Origin of the sequence: Hydrogenophaga sp. NH-16 (genome assembly GCF_004006415.1) — a bacterium.
Taxonomy (GTDB): domain Bacteria; phylum Pseudomonadota; class Gammaproteobacteria; order Burkholderiales; family Burkholderiaceae_C; genus Hydrogenophaga; species Hydrogenophaga pseudoflava.
The window spans coordinates 2,985,211-3,006,316 of the sequence record NZ_CP029344.1 but is presented as its reverse complement, the minus strand read 5'-3'; the positions used below and the strand labels follow the sequence as shown (position 1 = coordinate 3,006,316).

The 21,106-nt window shown below is 60.3% G+C and carries 14 protein-coding genes and 1 tRNA gene; 14 read left to right on the top strand and 1 reads right to left on the bottom strand.

Annotation, left to right across the window (positions count from 1 at the left end):
- Positions 1–2: 2 nt before the first annotated feature.
- Positions 3–944 (bottom strand): DMT family transporter, encoded by a 942-nt coding sequence (locus tag DD542_RS14455; RefSeq protein ID WP_079365659.1) that lies wholly within the window; start codon positions 942–944, stop codon positions 3–5.
- Between the two features lie 295 nt (positions 945–1,239).
- Here DD542_RS14455 and aceA point away from each other — a divergent pair, with 295 nt between their 5' ends.
- From aceA to DD542_RS14385, 14 genes are all read left to right on the top strand, one after another.
- Complete coding sequence (gene aceA, locus DD542_RS14450) at positions 1,240–2,571, top strand: isocitrate lyase (protein ID WP_066151490.1); 1,332 nt, start codon at positions 1,240–1,242, stop codon at positions 2,569–2,571.
- A 207-nt stretch (positions 2,572–2,778) separates the two neighbouring features.
- Positions 2,779–3,174, top strand: a complete 396-nt coding sequence (locus tag DD542_RS14445) for a DUF4189 domain-containing protein (protein ID WP_143434252.1) — start codon at positions 2,779–2,781, stop codon at positions 3,172–3,174.
- A gap of 206 nt (positions 3,175–3,380) precedes the next feature.
- Positions 3,381–5,288, top strand: coding sequence for a threonine--tRNA ligase (thrS, locus tag DD542_RS14440; RefSeq protein WP_079365661.1), 1,908 nt, complete (start codon positions 3,381–3,383; stop codon positions 5,286–5,288).
- Between the two features lie 99 nt (positions 5,289–5,387).
- Positions 5,388–5,984, top strand: a complete 597-nt coding sequence (gene infC / locus DD542_RS14435; RefSeq protein WP_079365662.1) for a translation initiation factor IF-3 — start codon at positions 5,388–5,390, stop codon at positions 5,982–5,984.
- A 193-nt stretch (positions 5,985–6,177) separates the two neighbouring features.
- On the top strand, positions 6,178–6,381 hold the full coding sequence (gene rpmI / locus DD542_RS14430; protein ID WP_066151481.1) for a 50S ribosomal protein L35: 204 nt from the start codon (positions 6,178–6,180) through the stop codon (positions 6,379–6,381).
- Positions 6,382–6,405: 24 nt separating this feature from the next.
- Positions 6,406–6,765, top strand: coding sequence for a 50S ribosomal protein L20 (gene rplT, locus DD542_RS14425; protein WP_066151478.1), 360 nt, complete (start codon positions 6,406–6,408; stop codon positions 6,763–6,765).
- Positions 6,766–6,883: 118 nt separating this feature from the next.
- Positions 6,884–7,936 (top strand): phenylalanine--tRNA ligase subunit alpha, encoded by a 1,053-nt coding sequence (gene pheS, locus DD542_RS14420; RefSeq protein WP_066151475.1) that lies wholly within the window; start codon positions 6,884–6,886, stop codon positions 7,934–7,936.
- A gap of 23 nt (positions 7,937–7,959) precedes the next feature.
- Positions 7,960–10,383 (top strand): phenylalanine--tRNA ligase subunit beta, encoded by a 2,424-nt coding sequence (pheT, locus tag DD542_RS14415; RefSeq protein ID WP_127806127.1) that lies wholly within the window; start codon positions 7,960–7,962, stop codon positions 10,381–10,383.
- A gap of 38 nt (positions 10,384–10,421) precedes the next feature.
- On the top strand, positions 10,422–10,748 hold the full coding sequence (locus DD542_RS14410; RefSeq protein WP_066151798.1) for an integration host factor subunit alpha: 327 nt from the start codon (positions 10,422–10,424) through the stop codon (positions 10,746–10,748).
- Positions 10,749–10,948: 200 nt separating this feature from the next.
- Entirely contained in the window at positions 10,949–11,398 is a 450-nt protein-coding gene (locus tag DD542_RS14405; protein ID WP_066151469.1) for a MerR family transcriptional regulator, read from the top strand.
- 35 nt (positions 11,399–11,433) lie between these two features.
- Positions 11,434–11,510, top strand: a tRNA-Pro gene (locus DD542_RS14400).
- Between the two features lie 646 nt (positions 11,511–12,156).
- A complete protein-coding gene (gene radC / locus DD542_RS14395) occupies positions 12,157–12,693 on the top strand; it encodes a DNA repair protein RadC (RefSeq protein WP_127806126.1) in 537 nt (178 codons plus the stop codon).
- A gap of 498 nt (positions 12,694–13,191) precedes the next feature.
- The gene (locus DD542_RS14390) at positions 13,192–13,959 is read left to right on the top strand and encodes a phage integrase N-terminal SAM-like domain-containing protein (protein WP_241559559.1); all 768 of its coding nucleotides are present in this window, start codon (positions 13,192–13,194) and stop codon (positions 13,957–13,959) included.
- A gap of 679 nt (positions 13,960–14,638) precedes the next feature.
- Complete coding sequence (locus DD542_RS14385; RefSeq protein WP_164868404.1) at positions 14,639–21,076, top strand: PAS domain S-box protein; 6,438 nt, start codon at positions 14,639–14,641, stop codon at positions 21,074–21,076.
- Positions 21,077–21,106: the final 30 nt, after the last annotated feature.

Below are 21,106 nucleotides of genomic sequence, written 5' to 3'. Positions count from 1 at the left end.
TCTCAGCTTGAACGTCCTGGCAGGGTTGCCAGAACCAGGCCCAGCAAGGCGATACCAAAAGCAAGCATCTGGACGGTGCTGAGGGTTTCACCCATGAACAGCACACCGATGGTGGCTGCGCTGATCGGGAGCATCACTGTGAACACCCCGGCGCGAGCGGCGGGAACGGACTTCAGGCCGGTCATCCAGAGCCAGACCGTCCAGACACTGGCGGCGAGTGCGTAAAAGACCAGCAGGCCCCACATGGGTGCTGTGATGGAGGCGAAGTCAAAGGCTCTGGCCGCCCACAGCCCAAAGGGCGTGACCAGCACAAAACCCCAGAGGTTGATGATGGCGGATATCCGCTTGGGCCCCAGGCCTTCCGTGAGCCGCTTGCCAATGACCACATAGGAGGCTTCGCAAAGCACCGCAGCGAAGACCAGCAAGTTGCCCCAGAACTGCTGACCGAGACCGAACCATCCGACAGCTTGTGCGTGCGCGGTCCCGCCGGCCTTCTGCATTGAAAAGAGCCCGATGCCGACCGCAGCACACGCAATGCCAAGAGCGGTGCGCTTGCCGATGCGCTCTTTGAGAAACACCCAGCTGAGGACGGCTACCACCGCGGGAATGGATGACATCACCACACCAGCGGACACCGCCGTGGTCATCGACACGCCAAACAGCATGCAGATTGAGAACAGGAAGTTACCCAGAAAGGACTCAAGAAACAGCAGCTTTCGTGTGCGAGCGGACAGCTGGGGCTCTTCGGCAGGCTTGCGCAGCCATCTCCACATGGCCGCACCCCCGAGACCGAAGCGGAGCCACGCAAGCAGGAAAACCGGAAAGGCTGTAACCAATGGTTTGGAGAGTGCGACATAGCTCCCCACCAGCGCCATGCTGGCCGCGAGGCAGACATACGCACCAAATTTTGCGGGTGTGGTTGGTAACTTTGGCTGTGATGACATAGGGCGAGCATCATGCCCCAGTCAACAGTGATCAGTGTCTTCCAGATGGAGTTGTGTTATTTCGCAATGAGAAAAATCTCCTGCTGCGCTGCAAAAAAATTTCTCAATACAAGAGAAATGATTTTGTATGGCGGAATGTGTTTTGGAGATTATTGATTTTAAACGGTTTTATTTTTGTCTTATATAAGACATAAGAGCTTCCAAAAGTCTTCTATAAGACTTAAAGTTCTCCCATCGGCTCCGGTCTGCAGCAGCGACAAGCCGTCCCGTTCATCAACCTCATGGAGAGTCCAAAATGCCCCAGTCCCTCAAAGAACAACTGAGCCGCCAACAGCAGATCGAAGCCCTGGAAAAAGACTGGGCAACCAATCCCCGCTGGAAGCTGGTCAAGCGCGGTTACTCCGCCGCTGACGTGGTGCGTCTGCGCGGATCAATGCAGCCCGAGTACACGCTGGCCCAGCGTGGCGCCGAGAAGCTGTGGGAAAAGGTCAACGGTGGCGCCAAGAAGGGCTACGTCAACGCCTTCGGCGCCATCACCGCCGGCCAGGCCATGCAGCAGGCCAAGGCTGGTCTGGAAGCCGTGTACCTGTCGGGCTGGCAGGTTGCTGCCGACGGCAACACCAGTGAAACCATGTACCCCGACCAGTCGCTGTACGCCTACGACTCGGTGCCCACCATGGTCCGCCGCATCAACAACACCTTCAAGCGTGCGGACGAGATCCAGTGGAGCCGTGGCATCGAGCCGGGTTCGCCGGAGTTCATCGACTACTTCCTGCCCATCGTCGCTGATGCGGAAGCCGGTTTCGGTGGCGTGCTCAACGCCTTCGAACTGATGAAGAACATGATCGCCGCCGGCGCTGCTGGCGTTCACTTCGAGGACCAGCTGGCCGCCGTGAAGAAGTGCGGCCACATGGGTGGCAAGGTGCTGGTGCCGACGCAAGAAGCCATCGAAAAGCTGATCGCCGCCCGCTTTGCTGCCGACGTGATGGGCGTGCCCACCATCGTGCTGGCCCGCACTGATGCCGAAGCCGCCAACCTGATCACCAGCGACCACGACGCCAACGACAAGCCTTTCCTGACCGGTGAGCGCACTCAAGAGGGTTTCTACCGAGTCAAGAACGGTCTGGAGCAAGCCATCAGCCGTGGCGTGGCCTACGCACCCTACGCCGACTTGGTGTGGTGCGAAACTGGCGTGCCCGACATCGGCTTCGCCCGTGAGTTCGCCCAGGCCGTGCACGCTGCCTGCCCCGGCAAACTGCTTTCCTACAACTGCTCGCCCTCATTCAACTGGAAGAAGAACCTGGACGACAAGCAGATCGCCAAGTTCCAGGACGACCTGTCCGCTCTGGGCTACAAGTACCAGTTCATCACGCTGGCCGGCATCCACATCAACTGGTTCAATACCTTCCAGTTCGCCCACGCCTATGCCCGCGGCGAAGGCATGAAGCACTACACCGAGATGGTGCAGGAGCCGGAATTCAAGGCGCGCGAGAAGGGCTACACCTTCGTGTCGCACCAGCAGGAAGTCGGCGCCGGCTATTTCGACGACGTGACCACCGTGATCCAGGGTGGATCCTCTTCCGTGAAGGCCCTGACCGGCTCGACTGAAGAAGAGCAGTTCCACTGATCGCTCTGACGACCAGTTCGCAAGTACGAGACGTCAACCCCGGCTCGCGGCACCGCGATCCCGGGGTTTTCTCTTATTTCCAGTACGTGGTCTGTCGTCAAATTCCTACATTGGTGTGTTGCTTGGGGATATTCCTCCCTACCCGTGGGAGAATTTGCCGGGTAAAGCAGGTCGCTCAGGCCACTACAAAACAGGAGAGTCCAAGTGTTGAGCAAATGGAAATGGGTGTCTGTTCTGGCAATGTCCTTGACTTTGGCAGGATGTGGTGGGGGCGGCGAAGCCACAGCACGTGGTGCGATTGCGGTGAACACCATCAACGGTGTTGGCACTATTGTGACCAACTATGCTTCTCAGCCTGAAGCCAACAGCGATGCGTTGGTTCAGTGCGCACGCCTGGTTGGAACCGGCATGGGATGCGAGGTCATTCTTGAGTTCTCCGGTAACGGTACCTGTGGATCAGCCGCGAGAGGCAACAACAACGTCTGGGGTGTTGCCAGTGGCTCATCCAAGGAGGTTGCCGACTCGCGGGCCATGTCGGATTGTGTTGCCAAGGGTGGGACGAGCTGTGTGATCCCTGGGTGGCTTGAGACGCAGTGCAACTGATCTGCCAGGAGTGCAGCGAAGAACTGTGTGAAAATTGAAGTTCGTTGTTCTCTAGACTTCGTACTGCTTGGTTATGACACCGCGAACTAAACCGGAGCTCTTTGCTCAGGCCAGTTGAGGCCAGCAGTTCGCGCCTGCAGTTTTTTGCAGTCTTCTCTTTTCAAGCGCGGCCAAGTCCGCGCTTTTTTTGTTTCTCTGATCACGCCATGCCCAACATCACACTTCCTGACGGTTCCTCGCGACAATTCCCTGGGCCAGTGACCGTGGCCGAGGTGGCCGCCTCCATCGGCGCCGGTCTGGCCAAGGCGGCGCTGGGTGGCAAGGTCAACGGCAGATTGGTGGACACCAGTTTCCTGATCGCAGAAGACGCTTCGCTGGCCATTGTGACTGCCAAGGACGCCGATGGCCTGGAGATGATCCGACACTCCACCGCCCATCTGCTGGCCTACGCTGTCAAGGAACTGTTTCCCGACGCACAGGTCACCATCGGTCCCGTGATCGAGCACGGTTTCTACTACGACTTTTCCTACAAGAGGCCCTTCACGCCCGAAGACCTTGCGGCTATCGAAAAGAAGATGATCGAACTGGCCAACAAGGACGAAACAGTGGTGCGCCGTGTGCTCCCGCGCGACGAGGCGGTGGCGTATTTCAAGGGATTGGGTGAGCACTACAAGGCCGAGATCATCGCCAGCATTCCGAGCAGCGAGGATGTGTCGCTGTACCGCGAGGGCGCCTTCGAAGACCTCTGCCGTGGCCCGCATGTGCCCAGCACCGGCAAGCTCAAGCACTTCAAGCTCATGAAAGTCGCTGGGGCGTATTGGCGAGGTGACCATCGCAACGAAATGCTGCAGCGCATCTATGGCACTGCCTGGGCCTCGAAGGATGAGCTTCAGCAGTACTTGATCATGTTGGAAGAGGCTGAGAAGCGGGATCATCGCAAGCTCGGTCGCGAGCTGGATCTGTTCCACCTGGACGAGCACTCGCCTGGCACCGTGTTCTGGCATCCCAAAGGATGGACCGTTTGGCAGGCCGTGGAGCAGTACATGCGGGCCGTCTACCGCGACAACGGCTACCAGGAGGTTAAGGGGCCTCAGATCCTGGACAAGGCGCTTTGGGAGAAGACCGGGCACTGGGACAAGTACCGAGAGAACATGTTCGTGACCGAGTCGGAAAAGCGCGACTACGCGCTCAAGCCGATGAACTGCCCGGGCCACATCATCATCTTCAAGCAGGGAATCAAAAGCTACCGGGACCTGCCACTGCGCTACGGCGAATTTGGCCAGTGTCACCGCAACGAGCCCTCGGGAGGGCTGCACGGCATCATGCGTGTGCGTGCATTCACGCAGGATGACGGCCATATTTTTTGTACCGAGGACCAGATCCAGTCCGAAGTCAAGGCGTTCACCACTTTGCTGCAGCAGGTCTACAAGGACTTCGGCTTCACCAACATCCTCTACAAGCTTTCGACTCGTCCCGAAAAGCGCATCGGCACCGAAGAGAGCTGGGACAAGGCGGAGGCGGCGTTGGCCGAAGGGCTGAGAGCTTCGGGGTGTGCGTTCGAGTACCTGCCGGGTGAAGGGGCGTTCTACGGGCCCAAGATCGAATACACGCTCAAGGATGCTTTGGGCCGCGAATGGCAGTGCGGCACCATCCAGGTCGACCCCAATCTTCCCGAACGACTTGGCGCAGAGTTCGTTGGGGAAGATGGCTCGCGCCATCGTCCCATCATGCTGCATCGCGCCATCGTGGGCAGTCTCGAACGCTTCATCGGAATCTTGATCGAGCAGCATGCAGGTGCGCTCCCTGTTTGGCTGGCGCCGGTGCAGGTGGCTGTTCTCAACATCACCGATGCGCAGGCGGATTACGCTCAGGAAGTGGCGAAATCGCTGCAAAAACAAGGGCTTAGGGTTGAAACAGACCTGCGCAACGAGAAAATTACGTATAAAATACGCGAACATGCGTTGCAAAAGCTGCCTTACATCCTCGTCGTGGGCGACAAGGAAAAAGGCGCTGGCGCTGTGGCTGTGCGGGCACGAGGCAACAAAGACCTCGGTGTCATGTCGCTGGAGAGTTTCTCCCAATTAGTGGCGACAGACGTTTCCTCCAAGGTGTGATTTCATCCGCTCCGGAAGGCCCCTCGGCTGCTGTGCACTGCGCGTGGCCCCGAGGGGTTTGTTTTTTTCTGACCAACTGCCCACGACAAGGAACTAGCCATAGCTACCAACTTTCGCGACCGCCGCCAGCGTGAAGAGCGTGCACACCGCCTGAACCGGGAAATCATGGCCCCCGAGGTCCGCCTCAACGGGCCAGACAACGAGCCTTTGGGCATTGTCAGCCTCCAGGAAGCGTTGCGCATGGCCGGTGAGCTGGACGTAGATCTGGTCGAGATCGCGGCGACAGCGAACCCGCCGGTGTGCCGGCTGATGGACTATGGCAAGTTCAAATACCAGGAGCAGAAAAAAGCTGCTGAGGCAAAGGCCAAGCAGACTGTCATCGAGATTAAGGAAGTGAAGTTCCGTCCCGGGACCGACGACGGCGACTACAACATCAAGATGCGCAACATTCGCCGTTTTCTGGACGACGGAGACAAGTGCAAGATCACGCTGCGGTTCCGGGGTCGTGAGATCACCCACCAGGAGTTGGGTCTCGCTCTGCTGAATCGCATCAGGGATGAACTGGGCGATGCGATCGTGGTTGAGCAGTTCCCGAAGCTCGAAGGGCGCCAGATGATCATGATGATTGCGCCCGGGAAAAAGAAAGCAGGCGGTGGGGCACCCAAGGCGGAGGCTGTTGTCCAGCCAGCCGCCTGACAATCAGTGGCAAGTCTTTGCCGTCAGGATTGAAAAGGCCGGTCTAGTCTGTCGGTCCTTTCGAGGTGAGGGGTGAAAGCCTCTCTCCGAACTGGACGACCCAAATGGGTGGTCCATCAAAAGTGGCTCGGGGCCAGCAAGTCCGCGGAAGGTTCGCGGCGCCTCACGAGCACAAATGAAAAGGAGCATTCACATGCCCAAAATGAAGACCAAGAGCAGCGCGAAGAAGCGTTTTCGCGTTCGTCCCGGTGGCACCGTCAAGCGCGGTCAAGCCTTCAAACGTCACATCCTGACCAAGAAGACCACCAAGAACAAGCGCCATCTGCGTGGTGCGGTGACTGTTCATGAGACCAATATGGGTCACATGGCACAGATGCTGCCCGGCATGGGCATTTGATCAACGACGAACAAGGAGCAACACATGCCTCGCGTCAAACGTGGTGTAACGGCACGCGCCCGTCACAAAAAAGTTCTCGCCCTTGCCAAGGGTTTCCGCGGTCGCCGCGGTAACGTTTTCCGCATCGCCAAACAGGCGGTGATGAAGGCCGGTCAATACGCCTACCGTGACCGCCGTACCAAGAAGCGCGTCTTCCGTCAGCTGTGGATCGCGCGTATCAACGCCGGTGCACGCGCTTGCGGCCTGACGTACAGCCAGTTCGCCAATGGCCTGAAGAAGGCACAGATCGAGATCGACCGCAAGGTTCTGGCCGATCTGGCCGTCAACGACGTTGCTGCTTTCAACAGCATCGTGGAGCAAGTCAAAGCCAAGCTGGCCGCTTGATTCACGACTGTCCCCGCCTGCTCCGGCCGGTGGTGACGATGTCGCTCAAAGGGGTTGAGGCTTGAGGGATTCCCTCGCTGCTCTCAACCCCTTTTTTGTTTTCCCGGACGAGATACACATGAACGAGTTGGACGCACTGGTTGACAGCGCACGCGCCGCGTTCGCGCAGGCAGCCACCCCCGCCGATCTGGAAAATGCCAAGGCGCAGTACCTGGGCAAGTCGGGCCGCATCACCGAGCTGATGAAGGGCATGGCTTCCCTGCCGGTCGAGGAAAAGAAGACCCGTGGTGCGGCCATCAACGTGGCCAAGCAGTCGATCGAAGCCGCGCTGACCGAACGCCGCCAGGCGCTGGCCGATGCCGAGTTGCAGGCGCAGCTCAAGGCCGAGGCGCTGGACGTGACGCTGCCCGGTCGGCAGCGTGGCCAGGGTGGCCTGCATCCGGTGAGCCTGACGCTGGAGCGCATCGAAGCCATCTTCGGTTCGCAGGGCTTTGAGGTGGCCGAGGGCCCCGAGATCGAGTCCGACTGGTTCAACTTCACCGCACTGAACACACCCGAGGACCATCCGGCGCGTTCCATGCATGACACGTTTTATGTGGAAGGCGGCAGCGCCAAGGCACCCAACCTCCTTCGTACTCACACCAGCCCGATGCAGATCCGCCATGCGGTGCAGCACGTCAAGCGCCACCGTGGCGCGCTGGATGCGGGCCAGCCGATGCCCGAAATACGCGTGATCGCGCCGGGACGCACCTACCGTGTTGACAGCGACGCCACGCACTCGCCCATGTTCCACCAGTGCGAAGGCTTGTGGATCGGCGAGAACGTGAGCTTCAAGGACCTCAAGGTCGTCTTCACAGATTTCTGCCGCGCCTTTTTCGAGAGCGACGATCTGGTGTTGCGGTTCCGTCCCAGCTTCTTCCCGTTCACCGAGCCCAGCGCCGAGATCGACATCCAGTTCCAGAGCGGCCCGTTGGCCGGGCGCTGGCTGGAGGTGGCCGGATCTGGTCAGGTGCATCCGAACGTGGTGCGCAACATGGGGCTGGACCCTGAGCGCTACATCGGTTTTGCCTTCGGCATGGGGCCGGACCGCCTGACCATGCTGCGGTATGGCGTGAACGACCTGCGCCTGTTCTTCGACGGCGACATTCGCTTCCTGTCGCAGTTCCGTTGAAGTCTTGTTGAGCTGAAGAAATCATGCAATTCCCCGAATCCTGGCTGCGTGCCTTCTGCAACCCGCCCCTGACCAGTCAGCAACTGGCCGACACCCTGACCATGGCTGGTTTGGAGGTTGAGGAGCTGCGCCCGTTTGCGCCCGCCTTCACCGGTGTGGTGGTTGGACAGATCCTGAGCGCCGAGCAACACCCCAACGCCGACCGCCTGCGCGTTTGCCAGGTGGACGTGGGGCAGGGCGCTCCGTTGAACATCGTTTGTGGCGCTCCCAACGCGCGTGCCGGCATCAAGGTCCCGTGCGCCACTGTTGGCGCGTTGCTGCCGCCAGGCGAAGACGGCAAACCCTTCGCCATCAAGCTGGGCAAACTGCGCGGCGTCGAGAGCCAGGGCATGCTGTGCTCGGCCAAGGAATTGCAGATTTCTGAGGAGAGCAACGGCCTGCTGGAACTGGCTGACGACGCTGTGGCTGGCCGCAACATCCGCGAGCAGTTGGGACTGGACGACATGTTGTTCACGCTCAAGCTCACGCCCAACCTGGCGCACTGTCTGAGCGTGTATGGCATTGCACGCGAGGTCTCGGCCCTGACCGGTACACCGCTTGTACAGCCCGAGTTTCCGAAAGCCGCCGTGCAGGCGCAAGACCGCCTGCCGGTGAGTGTGCAGGCGCCTGATCTCTGCGGCCGTTTCAGCGGCCGCGTGGTGCGTGGCGTCAACACCCAGGCGCAGACGCCGGCCTGGATGGTCGAGCGCCTGGCGCGTTGCGGCCAGCGCAGCGTTTCGCCACTGGTGGATATTTCCAACTACGTGATGTTCGAGTTGGGCCGTCCCTCGCACATCTTCGACCTCGACAAGATCCATGGCGGATTGCAGGTGCGCTGGGGCCGCGAGGGCGAACAGCTCAAGCTGCTCAACGGCAATACCGTCACGCTCGACAGCAGCGTGGGTGTGATCGCCGACGATCTGCAGGTCGAGTCGCTGGCGGGCATCATGGGTGGCGACGCGACCGCTGTGTCGGACGACACGAAGAGCATCTTCATCGAAGCCGCGTTCTGGTGGCCCAAGGCGATCGCCGGCCGTTCGCGCCGCTACAACTTCAGCACCGATGCGGGCCACCGCTTTGAGCGTGGCGTCGACCCGTCGACCACGGTCGAACACGTCGAGCGCATCACGCAGCTGGTGCTGGAGATCTGTGGAGGTCAGGCAGGCCCGCTGGACGATCAGGTGCTTGCGTTGCCGGAAGGCAGGCCGGTCACGCTGCGCGTGGCTCGCACGGCAAAGGTTATCGGCATGCCGGTGACTCAGGAGCAGTGCGTTGGCGCGCTGCGCCGCCTTGGCTTGGCTGTGACCGAAGGCGAGGGCACGGTCACCGTTGCACCACCGGCCTTTCGTTTTGACCTGCAGATCGAAGAAGACCTGATCGAAGAGGTCGCGCGTGTGATCGGCTACGAACAACTGCCGACGAATCCGCCGCTGGCGCCCATCACCGCCAAGCTGCGGGTCGAGAGCCGGCGCGGCCCATTTGCTGTGCGCCGTCAACTGGCGCAACTGGGCTATCAGGAAACCATCAATTTCAGCTTTGTCGAAGAGCGGTGGGAGCACGAACTGGCTGGCAATGCCGATCCGATCAAACTGCTGAATCCGATCGCCAGCCAGATGAACGTGATGCGCTCGTCGCTGCTGGGCAGCCTGATCGCGGTGCTCAAGTTCAACTTGGACCGCAAGGCACAGCGTGTGCGCCTGTTTGAACTGGGGCGCGTGTTCCGCAAGGACCCGTCGGTTCAGGACAGCGACACCTCCGTCGCCGGGTTCGACCAACCTATGCGGGTGGCAGGTCTGGCGTATGGCGGGGTCGACAGCCTGCAATGGGGTTGCGCCGAGCGCAACGTCGATTTCTTCGACATCAAGGGGGATGTGCAGGCGCTGCTGGCGCCATTGCAAGCTTCCTTCAAGCCAGCCGAGCACTCCGCGATGCACCCGGGTCGCTGCGCCAGCGTCTGGCTGGGTGAGCGCTGCATCGGTCACGTGGGCGAACTGCATCCGAAGTGGCGCCAGGGCTACGACCTGACGCAGGCGCCGGTGATGTTTGAACTCGCACTGGATGCGGTGCTGCAGCGCGAGGTTCCGGTGTTCCAGAGCGTGAGCCGCCACCAGCCGGTCGAGCGCGATATCGCCATCGTGGTCAAGGAGGCGGTGACGCACGCCGCGGTAATGGACGCCATTCGTGACGCAGGAGGTGAGCTTCTTCGCGACGCCGTGTTGTTCGATGTGTACCGGCCCAAGAAGATGTCCGAAGGGCAGGGCGGCGGCCTGGCGTCGGACGAGAAGAGCTTGGCAGTGCGCCTGACGCTCAGTCGGGAGGACGCTACACTGACCGAGCAGGAGATTGAGGCGGCGGTCAAGGGCGCGCTGGTTTCGCTGGAACAGCGCGTGGGTGCGCGCCTGCGTTGAGCGCCTTGCGTATGGACAAGAACCTGGAGCACACCCCAATGGAACTGGCAGTCGAGAGCCTGGAGACTCCTGCACTCACAAAGGCGCAGCTTGCTGAGCTGTTGTTTGATCAGATCGGTCTGAACAAGCGCGAGTCCAAGGACATGATTGATGCGTTTTTTGACCTGATCACAGACTGTCTGGTCGAGGGCACCGACGTCAAGATCTCCGGCTTCGGCAACTTTCAGATCCGAACCAAGGCCCCGCGACCGGGTCGCAACCCCAGAACAGGAGAACCCGTGGCCATCGAGGCTCGTCGGGTGGTCACGTTCCATGCGAGCCCCAAACTCAAGGAGCAGGTGCAGGCGGCCGTTGTCACCGGCTGAGCATTTCGCACAGCCTTGCACTACAGGCAATCAATGAAGCCCGGGACCTGTGGTCGCCGGGTTTTTTTATCTTCCGCTGCCACGAAAAAGTGCTGAGGAGATGGATTTGCAACAGTTTGTACGGTTTTTTTCGATGCGCAGCGCGCGGCACCAGCGCTTAGAGTAAATTTCAAGGTTCGGTCTATACCGCATTGATTTTGATGGAAAAATCGCTTCCCCCGATCCCCGCAAAACGCTACTTCACCATTGGGGAAGTGGGCGAGTTGTGTGGTGTCAAGCCGCACGTGCTGCGCTACTGGGAGCAGGAGTTCACCCAGTTGCGCCCGATGAAGCGGCGTGGCAACCGACGTTACTACCAGCACCACGAAGTGCTCATGATTCGGCGGATCCGAGAGTTGCTGTATGACCAAGGCTTCACCATCAGTGGGGCCCGCAACAAGCTTCAGGAGTTGGTGCAGGCCGAGCGGGACAGGCGCCGCGCGCAGGATGACGATTTCGCCGATTCTGTCGGATACGACGTCCTGGGGGACGCAGAAGAAGATCTGGTGGCAGAGGCCATCCCCGCGGTTTCTGAGCAACCATCAGCTGCGTTGCTGGGTGTCCGACGGGAGTTGCTTGAAATTCGCGAGCTTCTTACTGCTCCCGTGTGAATCGCTCTATTTGCACGCTATAATGCAAGGCTTGTCGGCGTGTAGCGCAGCCTGGTAGCGCACTTGCATGGGGTGCAAGGGGTCGCGAGTTCGAATCCCGCCACGCCGACCAATAAAATCAACGGGTTAGCTCAGAAATGAGCTAACCCGTTTTTCTTTGTGGCGCTCCGGGGGTAAACCGGGGGGTAAACCGCCGTTGCGCACGCCGTTCTGATGACGGCCTCACGAAGAACCCACGTCGTAGCAACAGGCTTTTTGTTCTCACAGGGTCTTGCATGTAGGCGCCTGTGGCGGGCAAGCAACGCCTGCCGGTCTTTGCGCCACCGGACGACAAAAAAGTTCGAGTTCGCGAAATGGGTTTTTGGCGACATGTTCTGGTGACGTGTCGCTGACGGGGTCACGTTTGATCTGCGCTCGGTTTGTGTGCGGAGTTTCCCTTGGGGGACTGAGCGTCCCGGCGTACCGCCGTCGGGCTCTGCGGGCTGCGCCCCGCGCCCCTGCAGGTCGCGGCCATAAGGCTCCGATCCCTGACGCCTCCGGCCGTCCCGGCCTGCGCGCTGCGCTTGCCTGCTTCGCTCAGGCATGTGTGGTGGGGCTGGCTTGCTGATCCCTTCATCCTTGCACACCGTTCTCGCCGTCAAGGTCTGCGCGCCCGGTGGGCGCTGGCGGCCTCTCGGCCGTCTTCGAACCTGTGACCGCTGCGCTGCGGTGTGCCGGTTCCGGTCTCGGGCAATCCCGCCCGATCACCGGAGTTGGTCATGCAGCACGATCTGTTCTCTTCCCTCGATTCCTTCCTGTCGGTGCCCGCTGGTTCGGGCGGCTTGCTCATCCGCGATGTGACCGGGCAGTACCGTCCCGCCGAGGCCGACGAGGTTCTGCTGGCCGCGCAGCGCTTGCTGGCGGCCCAAGTGCGTGGCCGCGACCTGATGGACTCGCCTGCCGTGGTCAAGGAATTCCTGCGCTCTCGCCTGGGCCATCTGCCGCACGAGGTGTTTGCGGTGATGCACCTGGACTCACAGAACCGCGTGCTGGACTACGTCGAGATGTTCCGGGGCACGGTGAGTCAGACCTCCGTCTACCCGCGTGAGGTTGTGCGCGATGCTATTCTGCGCAACAGCAGTGCCCTGGTCTTGGTGCACAACCACCCCAGTGGCGAAGCGCGTCCGTCGCGAGCCGACGAACATCTGACGCAGACGATCAAGCAGGCCACGGCCCTGGTCGACGTGCGGGTGCTAGACCACTTCATCGTGGCGGGTGAGGTGGTCTGCTCCATGGCAGAAGTCGGCCTCGTTTGAGTCAGGGGGCTTGCCGATCTTGGTCATCAGCCAAGAGCGCTGGAAAGCCGGTGTAACGCTAGCCGAGTTGGCGGCGGAGGGCGGTTTGACGGCTTCCAAGAGTGCTGCCCGCCGACTGGCAATTGGTGGCGGCCTGCGGGTGAATGGTCGCCCCGCCGAGCAGGCGGATGCATTGCTACCAGCCGGCGCTACAGAGTGGCGGTTATCAGCCGGACGAAAGCAGCACCTCCGCATTGTGTTGGCGTACTAGCAGACAAAGAGATGGGTGGCTGCGCCTCGCGGTAATGGCGGCCCCCTCTTCCCGGGGGGCAGGGTTGTCCGAATTTGCCCCCTGAGCGGCCCCTGTTTGTTGGCGGTCCAACGTCCGCAAAGGGGCGGAGGACTAAACCGCTCGCGCGGTAGACGCTCCGGCTACGTTGGTGGCGTTTCGTTGCGCGCGTGATTCTGCGATGTTGGCGATCGAGGCAATCCGCCTCGGTCACCGACAGGAGCAGGATCATGGACGTTTCCACCCCGACCCCATCCGCGGCCGTATCGCCGCTGCGCCAACGCATGCTCGAGGACATGCGCATGCGCCAGTTCGCCGAGCACACGCAGGAGGGCTACATCCGCGCCGTGCGCAAGCTCGCCACCTTCCTCGGCCGCTCGCCGCACACCGCCACCGCCGAGGATCTGCGCCGTTTCCAGTTGCACCTGGTGGACACCGGCACTGGACCGGTCACCATCAACGCCACCATCACCGGGCTGAAGTTCTTCTTCGACATCACGCTGGGCCGGCCCGAGCTCATGCTCAAGATGACGCATGTGGCGGTGCCTCGCAAGCTGCCCGTGATCCTGAGCCCTGAGGAAGTCGGCCGCCTGATCGCCGCCGCGCCCAACCTCAAGCACCAGGCCGCCATGTCGGTGGCCTACGGCGCGGGCCTGCGCGTGAGCGAAGTCGTCTCGCTCAAGGTCGGCGACATCGATGGTGAGCGCATGACCCTGCGCGTGGAGCAGGGCAAAGGCCGCAAGGATCGCTACGCCATGCTCAGCCCGGTGCTGCTGGAGCGGCTGACCACGCTCGAACACCGCCGATCAACTCGACGCTGGACATGGCGCCCGGTGGGCTGCTGCGTGCGTCGCCTGGTCAGCGTCTGCGCAGGCTCGGCCAAGAGTTCCTGCCGTATCGAAGTGGCACACAGATGGGCGCCTGCGGTCATCGATGCGGTGTCGATGCTCAGTCGCAGGCTGCCAACTCGCGACCCGCGCGTAGAGCAATCGCCATAGTCACCGCGCTCGACAACTACCGTGGCGGTCGCCGCGGTTTCCTCCCTCGAGGCTTATGCAACACCTGCCCGACAGCAGTGAGGGTGCTCGACCGCCTGGGCGGCTGGGCAGGTGTCACACAAGCCTTAACTGAAGATGTCGCTCGTTGAACAACGGGCGAAAGTCCGCAACCAGCCTTGGGACTAAACCGCTCGCGCGGTAGTCTCCGAGCCGGGATGGTTGGTTGGGAGTCCTACAACCCTTAACTTGATCAGACTTTGCGGTCCCGAGAGGCAGCAACGCAGCGATTGCAGCCGGTGGGTGCTTCCTGGCCTGCCCATGCTGAGTACCTCAAAGCGACCGTCGGGCGCCGAGACTGGCGCTGGTCTGTATGGCGTCTTTATGAGGCAAAGAGGTCGTAGGGTTGCTGTTCCAGAGCGCTCAAAAACCGAAAGCCAAACTTGGTCGGCCCGCTCAAATCTAAGCGAAGTTTGACGGGCTTCACAAGCCGGCGTCCGGGAACATGGCGAACACCATACAGCGGATCAGAGCTTTAATGGCATGGAAACGCCCCGTTTTTGTGAAGAGCACGCTGTCCTAGCGAGGCTAGGCTAGAGATACGGTGCGGAGCATTGCGGGTCTTCTGCATTGAAAGACGCCAGAAGCTTTAATTCAGCCGAGTCAACCAATGAGCCCTCAGTTGCAGCAACTCCGCGCCAAACCGGCGCTACGGATTTTCGCCCTTTGGATCCTGGGCATGCTCATTACGGCGGCGTTGACATTTTGGCTGCACGACTACCTGCATGAACGCTTGCATGCGCGATTCAACTTTGAGCTAGAAAGAGTCAGCGACGACATACATCGACGCTTTCAGACACCGGTGTACGGCTTGATGGGTGCACGTGGCGTGTACGCGGCCAGCGGATCCCTGGATCGACGGTCGTTTCAACGCTATGTGCAGTCGCGCAACCTCGCCGCAGAGTTCCCCGGGGTGCGAGGCATGGGTTTTATTGAGCGTTTGCAGCGGCCTGAACTTGACAGCTTTGTTCTTCGCGAGCGGGCCGACGGCGCACCTGACTTTGAGGTGAGTAGTCTGGGTGGCGGGGCCGCCGACTTGTACGTCATCAAATACATAGAGCCACTGGCCAGAAACCGCTCCGCCCTTGGTTTGGATATTGGCTCTGAAGCAGTTCGGCGTGAGGGTGCAGAGCGTGCTGCTCGCAGTGGCGAGCCTGCGCTGACTGGCGTCATCACCTTGGTGCAAGACGAACAGACTCGTCCGGGGTTTCTGTTGTTTGTCCCGGTGTACCGGCCCGGGCAGCCATTGAACAGCTCGGAAGAACGGTTGGCCGCTCTGCAGGGGCTGACCTATTCGCCCATCGTGCTAGAAGAGCTGTTGCTGCCCGGCATGGCTTTGCTCCGCACCAGCGGGCTGCAGATACAGATCTCCGACAGGTCGATCGCCGAAGGAGGGAAGTCGCTCTATGAAAGTGAAAGGGAGCCTGCGAACCCTTTCGTAAGCGCTGAAGTACCTCTCGTTTCAAACGGGATGACCTTGTTTATCAGGGCAAAAAGCACCCCCGACCTCGATGCCACCGCGAACGGCCTGTTGGTGTACGCATTCGGGGCCGGCGGTGCGACGCTGACCCTGCTGTTGTGCTGGGTGATGTGGCTCCAGTTAGTTGGCCGTGAACGGGCCGAGGCCCGCGCACAGGCCATGACCATGGATCTTCAAAAACTGGCTGTGGTCGCCGAGCGAACTACAAACGCCGTCGTCATGACGGACGCGAATTTGCGCATCACGTGGGTCAATGAGGGGTTCACTCGAATTACAGGATACACCGTTGAGGATGCTACGGGACGCACGCCTGGAGAGCTGTTGGGCAGTGGTCTTGCCGATCCAGCGACCCTGGAACAGCTAAAACAGGCGGCGGAGCAAGGGGAAGGTTGCCGGGTTCAAATTCTCAACCGCGCCAAAGACGGGCATACCTACTGGCTCGACACCGAAGTACAACCCATTCGCGACCCTGCAGGGCAGGTGATCGGGTTCATTGAAATAGGCCTGGACGTCACGAAGGAACGTGAGACCAATGAGCGTCTGGTGCAGGCGCTGCAGGAGTCAAAGGCGCAGCAGCAAGAACTCGCCTGGCTGGCCCGCGTGGCGCGCGAAACCACCAACGCAGTGGTGCTGACCGACCCGGGAGGGCGGATCGAATGGGTCAATGAAGGCTTCACCCGCATCACTGGCTACTCGCTTCAGGAGGCCTTGGGCGCAAAACCCGGCAGCCTTTTGCAGTGCCCTGAGACCGATCCCCATACCGTGTTTCAAATTCACGAGGCACTGGAACGGCGCGAGGTCTGCAAAAAAGAGATTCTTAATCGCGCAAAAGACGGGCGACTCTACTGGCTGGAGCTCGAAATCAATCCTCTCTTCGAACACAGTGGTCTACACACAGGCTTCATGGCCGTTCAGAGCGATGTGACCGACCGGCACACTGCGCTGGAGAAGCTCCAGCGTGCCTTGCAGGTTAACGGTTCTCTGACGAACGCCATCAACCAGGGCACCATCTACTCTGTGGCCGATTTGCAGGGCAAGATTGTCGAGGTGAACGACGCGTTCGTGCAGATCAGCGGCTACGAACGCAATGAACTGATCGGGGCCAACCACCGGCTGCTCAAGTCGGGCACCCAGCCGGACGAATTTTGGCGCGCCGCCTGGGCCACCATCAGCAGCGGTCAAATCTGGCGTGGCGAGGTCTGCAATCGCAGTAAGAGCGGCGAGCTTTACTGGGTGGACTCCACCATCGTACCCTTCGTGGGCACCGACGGCATGGTGGAGAAATACATTTCCATCCGTGTTGACATCACGGCACAGAAGCATGCACAAGTCGAGGTAGAGACCCAGCGCAGACGGCTCGACAACATCCTCAAGGGCACCGATGCCGGTACCTGGGAGTGGCACGTGCCCAGCGGAAAAACGGTATTCAACGAGCGCTGGGCTGAGATCGTGGGTTACAGCCTGCAAGAGTTGGAGCCTGTAACGATCGACACCTGGATGGGTTTCGCACACCCCGATGACCTCAAGGCCTCAGGCGAAATGCTGCAACGGCATTTCAGTGGTGAGCTGGAGTTTTACGAGTTCGAAGCACGAATGCGGCATCGCGAGGGGCACTGGGTCTGGGTGCTGGACCGCGGGCAATTGGCCACACGCGAACCCGATGGCTCACCGGGCTGGATGTACGGCACTCATCTTGACATCACTGAGCGCAAGGTAGCAGAGAACAAACTGCTCGAAAGCCAAGCCCTGTTCAAGGAACTGCTGCACGTGGCATCCGACTGGTACTGGGAGACCGACGACGAGTTCCGTTTTTCCAACTTTGTCGCGACCGACCACGCTGCAGATCAGCATGCGCTCAGTCAATCCAGTCTGAACATACTGGGCAAGAGGCGCTGGGAAATATTGGAGATCACGCCGCTGACCAGTGACTGGGCCGCGCACATTGCTGTCCACCAGAGGCGCGAGGTCTTCCGAAATTTCGAGTACCGACGTGAACTGGCCAATGGCGAAATTCGCTACTACTCAATCAGCGGCTTCCCGGTGTTCGACGCGTTCGGCGAGTTCAAAGGCTACCGGGGCACTACCCGTGACGTAACGGATCAGAAGCAGCAAGAGCAAGAGTTGCAAATGGCGCGCGATCGCCTTGAGCTTGCCACTGAGTCAGCGGGCATCGGGGTATGGATCTTTGACTTGACCGACAACACACTGCAATGGGACGAACGCATGTTTCGTCTGTACGGCCAGCAAGCATCTCAAAATTTGCAGCCCTATGAGTTGTGGGTAAATAGTCTGCACCCTGAAGACAAACAGAGCGCGATTCAAGCTGTCGAAGAGGCCCTCAATGGGGCTCGGGCGTTTGACAACGAATTCCGGATCATCCGGCCCGACGGTGCAACGCGCTATGTTCGCGGGACTGCGCGAGTACTGCGAGACGATGATGGCGCTGCTGTGCGGATGGTTGGCGTCAACATCGACATCACCGAGCTGCGCGAGCGCGAGCGCAAGATCGCTTCTGAAGAGATGCGTCTGCGGGCTGTTTACGACATCCTGCCAGTGGGTATCAGCATCACAGACCCGGAAGGCCGGATCATCGACTGCAACCCAGCATCCGAGCGGCTGCTGGGCATTACCAAGTCCGAGCATCTGGCGCGTGCCTACGACGACAAGGAGTGGACCATCAAGCGTGAAGACGGTACCCCCATGCCAGCGGAGGAGTTTGCAAGCGTACGCGCGCTCACCGAAAAACTCCCGGTGCACGGTACGGTGATGCAGGTCATCACGGATCAGCACAGCGTGTGGCTGTCGGTCAGCGCCATGCCGGTTGCGCACGAGGACTTTGGCGTGGTGATCGCCTATGTGGACATCACGGAGAGCAGACAGGCCCAACTGCAGATCGCCCGGAGCGAGGCTTTGTTGCGGGGTGCCATCGACACGGTGGATGAGGCCTTCGTGCTGTACGACCCGCAAGACCGATTGGTTTTTTGCAACGAGAAGTACCGTCAGGTCTACTCCAATGTGGCACACCTGATGGTGCCAGGCGCGTCTTTCGAGTCCATCGTGCGCGCTGGTGCCGAATTGGGGGATTACGTCGAGGCAATCGGTCGTGTGGATGCCTGGGTTGCCGAGCGGATGGACAACCACCGCAAGGGCAAATCGCAAGTGCTGCAAAGGCTCAGCACAGGTCGCAGCCTGCGCATCATTGAACGCCGCATGCCCGATGGCCATACCGTGGGGTTTCGCATCGACATCACCGACCTGGTCAACGCCAAGGAACAGGCGCAGCAAGCCTCGCGCTTCAAAGGCGAGTTCCTCGCAAATATGAGCCACGAGATTCGCACGCCCATGAACGCCATTCTGGGCATGCTGAAGCTGATGCACAACACGCCGCTGCTGCCGCGCCAGCGGGACTACCTGGAGAAAACCGAGGGCGCGGCCAAGTCACTGCTGGGTCTGCTCAACGACATTCTGGATTTCTCCAAAGTGGAAGCGGGCAAGATGACGCTGGATTTCCAGCCTTTCGAACTTGACCGGCTGATGCGTGACCTGTCGGTGATCTTCTCTGCCAGCCTTGGCAGAAAGCCGGTTGAAGTGCTGTTTGACATCGACCCCCGCCTGCCGCACAAGTTGATGGGCGACAGCCTGCGTCTGCAACAGATTCTGATCAATCTGTGTGGTAACGCGATCAAGTTCACGTCCGAGGGCGAAGTGGTCCTTCGGGTTTACCTGGAGTCGTTGGATAGTCTGGATTCTTCGGCAACCCAGCAACAGGCCCGTGTGCATTTCTCGGTGAAAGACACTGGGATTGGCATCGCACCGGAAAATCAGCATAAGATTTTTGCGGGTTTTACCCAGGCCGAAGCCTCTACCACCCGGCGCTTTGGTGGCACAGGGCTGGGTTTGTCGATCTGCCGGCGACTGATCGAAATGATGGGTGGGACGCTCCACCTGGAAAGCGCCCTGGGTCAAGGCAGTACTTTTTCGTTCAGCTTGCCGATGAGAGTGGTGGAGACCTTGAGCGGTCCATCTCCGTTGCCCAACAACAACCAGAGTGCCTTGGCCCCGTGGGGCGTCCCAAATCTTTCGGTGCTGGTGGTGGACGATAACCCGGTGGCCCGGCAGCTGATGGCCCACATGGGAGAGTCTCTGGGCTGGTGCCTGGAGACTGCGGACAGTGGCGAAGCTGCGCTGGCACTCATTGCTGAGCACAACGACCGAGGACGTCCGTATCAAGCGGTTTTTGTCGACTGGCTCATGGCTGGCCTGGACGGCTGGCAGACGAGTGCACGGATTCGTTCCTTGCTTGCCCATGGCAGCAACTCCAACTCGTCGCCCGTGATCATGATGGTCACCGCCCATGGACGTGAGATGTTGGCACAACAAACGCCCGAGGTTCGGAGCCTGATCGACGGCTATCTGGTGAAGCCGGTAACCGCCTCTATGCTGCTGGAAGCTATGCAATCTGCCTTTCAGCCTGTGGATGCCACTGCCAGCGTCCGCTCAACGGCCGAGGTATCTCAGCCGCTGAACGGTATGCGCATACTGCTGGTAGAAGATAGCGCCATCAACCAGCAGGTGGCTGAGGAGCTACTTTGCGGCCAAGGCGCTATGGTTGATATTGCTGACAACGGCCTGCGTGGGGTCGAAGCGGTCCAAGCTGGGATGGCGACCGGCAAGCCGTACGATGCCGTGCTCATGGACATGCAGATGCCTGTGATGGATGGGCTTACCGCAACACATGAAATCCGCAGCCGATTGGCCGCGCACGAGTTGCCTATCATCGCCATGACTGCCAACGCCATGGCGAGTGATCGTGAGGCCTGTTTGGCCGCAGGCATGAACGATCATGTGGGAAAACCATTTGACCTGGACCAACTGGTCGCCAAGCTGTTGCAATGGTCGGGAAGGGAAGCGGCTACCGAAGGTGCACAAGTGTCAGCTCCGGGAGCGCCATCGCGCAATGCCAAAACCCGAGCGGTCGCTGGCATTGCCGCCGCCAATACCCCCGCGGTACTGGACCGATCAGGTGCGCTTCAGCGTGTTGGCGGTAGCACTGCCCTGTTGGACCGCCTGAGCGCCCAATTCCTGTCCGATTTGCCGAGCTTGTTACTAGCGTGCGAGGCGACCACGCAAGACGAGCAAGGCGAGCAGACCTGTCGGGCACTGCACTCCCTCAAAGGGGTCGCCGCCACTATTGGCGCCGATGCTCTGGCCGAAGCCGCAGGGAAAGCAGAGCAGTCCTGCAAAGCTGGCCGGGCGCTGGACCTCGTGAGCCTACGTGGTGTGGCAGCAAGCACCCACCAGGCTTTACTGGATATTGGCATTGCAAAACCTGTGGCCCCGGCTAGCTCTGACCAGACCGCCAGAGCGATGCAGATGCTGACCTCTGTTCAGCGCCAAATACTGGTGCGGATACTTTCCTTGTTGGAAGGGGCTGACATGTCGGTCCTTGACGCCCTGGAGGAACTTCTATCGCATGGTGGGGGCGACCCCCAGCGATGGGGCGCGATAAACGATCACGTGCAGGCAATGTCATTTGATCGGGCCGCGGAGTTGGTGCGGCAATCTTTGGATGAGGGATAAACAGGACTTAGGATTTGTCAGTGAGCTCAC

What these genes read in the sequence shown, in the direction of transcription:
- DD542_RS14455 (WP_079365659.1), bottom strand. Translation starts at nt 944, where the DNA reads ATGTCATCACAGCCAAAGTTACCAACCACACCCGCAAAATTTGGTGCG.
- aceA (WP_066151490.1), top strand. Translation starts at nt 1,240, where the DNA reads ATGCCCCAGTCCCTCAAAGAACAACTGAGCCGCCAACAGCAGATCGAA.
- thrS (WP_079365661.1), top strand. Translation starts at nt 3,381, where the DNA reads ATGCCCAACATCACACTTCCTGACGGTTCCTCGCGACAATTCCCTGGG.
- rpmI (WP_066151481.1), top strand. Translation starts at nt 6,178, where the DNA reads ATGCCCAAAATGAAGACCAAGAGCAGCGCGAAGAAGCGTTTTCGCGTT.
- rplT (WP_066151478.1), top strand. Translation starts at nt 6,406, where the DNA reads ATGCCTCGCGTCAAACGTGGTGTAACGGCACGCGCCCGTCACAAAAAA.
- pheS (WP_066151475.1), top strand. Translation starts at nt 6,884, where the DNA reads ATGAACGAGTTGGACGCACTGGTTGACAGCGCACGCGCCGCGTTCGCG.
- pheT (WP_127806127.1), top strand. Translation starts at nt 7,960, where the DNA reads ATGCAATTCCCCGAATCCTGGCTGCGTGCCTTCTGCAACCCGCCCCTG.
- DD542_RS14410 (WP_066151798.1), top strand. Translation starts at nt 10,422, where the DNA reads ATGGAACTGGCAGTCGAGAGCCTGGAGACTCCTGCACTCACAAAGGCG.
- DD542_RS14405 (WP_066151469.1), top strand. Translation starts at nt 10,949, where the DNA reads ATGGAAAAATCGCTTCCCCCGATCCCCGCAAAACGCTACTTCACCATT.
- radC (WP_127806126.1), top strand. Translation starts at nt 12,157, where the DNA reads ATGCAGCACGATCTGTTCTCTTCCCTCGATTCCTTCCTGTCGGTGCCC.
- DD542_RS14390 (WP_241559559.1), top strand. Translation starts at nt 13,192, where the DNA reads ATGGACGTTTCCACCCCGACCCCATCCGCGGCCGTATCGCCGCTGCGC.